Origin of the sequence: Kocuria sp. (assembly GCF_030536815.1) — a bacterium.
Classification (GTDB): Bacteria; Actinomycetota; Actinomycetes; order Actinomycetales; family Micrococcaceae; genus Kocuria; species Kocuria gwangalliensis.
On the sequence record NZ_JAUNPE010000253.1, the window covers coordinates 1 to 2,423 of the forward strand.

The 2,423-nt window shown below is 63.1% G+C and carries 5 protein-coding genes; all 5 read left to right on the forward strand.

The genetic code is table 11. The annotated features are described in order from the left end of the window. The coding region (coaD, locus tag Q4E95_RS12845; protein ID WP_303383675.1) for a pantetheine-phosphate adenylyltransferase at positions 1-483 on the forward strand (483 nt) is incomplete at its 5' end. 85 nt (positions 484-568) lie between these two features. Continuing rightward, positions 569-1,162 carry a DUF177 domain-containing protein gene (locus Q4E95_RS12850; RefSeq protein WP_303383676.1) on the forward strand — a complete coding sequence of 198 codons (594 nt, stop codon included), beginning with the start codon at positions 569-571 and terminating at the stop codon, positions 1,160-1,162. A 2-nt stretch (positions 1,163-1,164) separates the two neighbouring features. Continuing rightward, the gene (gene rpmF, locus Q4E95_RS12855; protein WP_031273047.1) at positions 1,165-1,368 is read left to right on the forward strand and encodes a 50S ribosomal protein L32; all 204 of its coding nucleotides are present in this window, start codon (positions 1,165-1,167) and stop codon (positions 1,366-1,368) included. Positions 1,369-1,370: 2 nt separating this feature from the next. Continuing rightward, positions 1,371-2,075: a ribonuclease III gene (rnc, locus tag Q4E95_RS12860; RefSeq protein WP_303383677.1), complete on the forward strand. Its 705-nt coding sequence runs from the start codon at positions 1,371-1,373 to the stop codon at positions 2,073-2,075. Between the two features lie 4 nt (positions 2,076-2,079). Further along, a partial coding sequence (locus tag Q4E95_RS12865; RefSeq protein ID WP_303383678.1) for a DNA-formamidopyrimidine glycosylase family protein occupies positions 2,080-2,423 on the forward strand: 344 nt, incomplete at its 3' end.

Here is a 2,423-nt window from a genome sequence, read left to right on the forward strand (position 1 = left end):
ATGCGACGCGCAATCTGCCCCGGCTCCTTCGACCCGATCCACCTGGGCCACGTGGCCGTGATCCGCCGCGCGTGTCGGCTCTTCGAGGAGGTGATCGTGGCGGTGTCCACGAACCCCAATAAGAAGCACCGCTTCGACGAGCAGACGCGGCTGCGGCTCGTGCGCGAGGTGTTTGCGGATCAACCCGCGGTGGTCGTGGAGCCGCTCAAGGCCGGCTTGATTGCCGATTACGCGGCCGATCGTGACGCCGTGGCGCTGGTCAAGGGCCTGCGCAACGGCGCCGATTATGACTACGAGCTACCCATGGCCACCATGAACCGCACCCTGACCGGGGTCGAGACGGTGTTCGTCCCGGGGGAGCCGTCGCTGCTGCATTTATCCTCTACGCTCGTCATGGAAGTCCACGGTCTGGACGGGGACGTCAGCAACTTTGTCCCGCCCCAGGTCCTGGAGGCCATCAAGGGACGCGACCGCGCTGCTTAGTCGCGTTCTGCCCCCACCGCGTGGCTCGTCACCTTGCGTGCGTGCTACCATGATCTGTCGGCCCATGTCGTCAGCCAGGAGTTTCGTGAATAACCGCAATAGTTCAGCCCTCACGCACAGCGTTCGGGATCTCGAACATCGTCCGGGGACCATGCGAAACCTGGAGGTCGAGGTGCCCGCACCGAAAGATTTCGGTACGGCACTCATAGGTTCGCCAGAAGGCGCGCCCATGGATCTGCAGCTTCGACTCGAATCCGTGCACGACGGTATTCTGGTATCCGGAACCGTCATCGTCAGTATTCACGGTGAGTGCAGCAGATGTCTCGACCCGATTGACTATGATTTACCGGTCGACGTACAAGAACTTTTCATGTTCGATGCCTCCCCCGTTGGTGACGAGGACATCGAAGATGAGCAAGTGTATGAAGTCCGGGACGAGGAGATCGACCTCGAACCGATGCTTCGGGACGCAGTGCTCACTCAACTGCCGTTCCAACCGGTGTGCCGGGCTGATTGCCCGGGCTTGTGCGCCCAATGCGGTGCACGGCTCGAGGATGACCCGGATCACCACCACGAAGTGCTGGACCCCCGTTGGTCCGCTCTGGAAGGGCTGCTGAACAGCGCCGACCAGGGTTCTGACACTTCGGATCAGACAACCGAGACGAGAGAAGAGAGATAACCGTGGCTGTTCCCAAGCGGAAACTTTCCCGTGCGAATACCCGGATGCGCCGCTCCCAGTGGAAGGCTAACGCCCCCAAACTGGTGAAGACCGTGGAAAACGGCAAGGTGAGCTACAGCCTGCCGCACCAGGCCAAGGTCGTTTCCGATTCCGCCGGTACCCCCTTGTTCTATGAGTACAAGGGACGCAAGGTAGCTGACGCATAAGCGTGACTACCATGCCGGATCCCGGTGCATTGCTTGAGCGTCTCGGTGTCGATATCGACACCGAGACGCTTCGCATTGCGCTGACACATCGCTCCTACGCGTACGAACACGAGGGCGAAAAACACAACGAGCGCCTCGAGTTCCTGGGGGATGCGGTCCTCCAGTTGGCCGTGACGGATGAGATCTTCCACCGTTACACCGACTGGAGCGAGAGCCAATTGGCCAAGCTCCGCGCCTCCGTGGTGTCCTCACGCACTCTCGCGGACATCGCACGATCGCTGGAGCTCGGTCCGCACATCCGCCTGGGTAAGGGCGAGATCCGCACCAAAGGTAGCGAAAAGCCCTCGATTCTCGCGGACACCATGGAAGCCTTGATCGGCGCGACCTACGAATCCGCCGGGGATGCGCCCGCCCGCGACCTGGTGCTGCGGCTGATCATTCCGCTGCTCGAAGACTCCCACGTGCTTCATGAAGGTCGTGACTGGAAGACCGAGATCAGCGAGCTCGCCGCCCACCACGGGCTGGGGCCCGTCCGGTACGACGTCGCGGGCACCGGCCCCGACCACGCCCGCCACTTCGCGGCGTCCGTGTCCTTGAACGGCACGGTATTGGGTCACGGCGAGGGCACCTCCAAGAAGGCCTCAGAACGCTCCGCCGCCGCGGCGGCCTGCCAAGCCGTCTACGACCGCCACGGTCCCAAGGCCTGAGCCCGTGCCCGAACTTCCCGAAGTCGAAGTAGTACGACGCGGTGTGGCCAACTGGGTGGTCGGTCGCACCATTGAGCACGTCACCGTCAACGACGAACGCTCCCTGCGCCGCCATGTGGCCGGCCCCCAAGATTTCATCAATCGGGTGACCGGGCTGACCGTCACGGACGCGCAGCGTCGCGGAAAATTCCTGTGGTTGCCCGTCACGGAGTCTCACGAGACCGATGCGAACCGAGCCCTGCTGGTCCACCTGGGGATGAGCGGGCAGCTTCTCGTGGCCTCCGACGGCCAACCTGCGCCACGCCACGAACGGCTGCGCTTCGATCTGTCCCCGGCGCCGTCGGACAC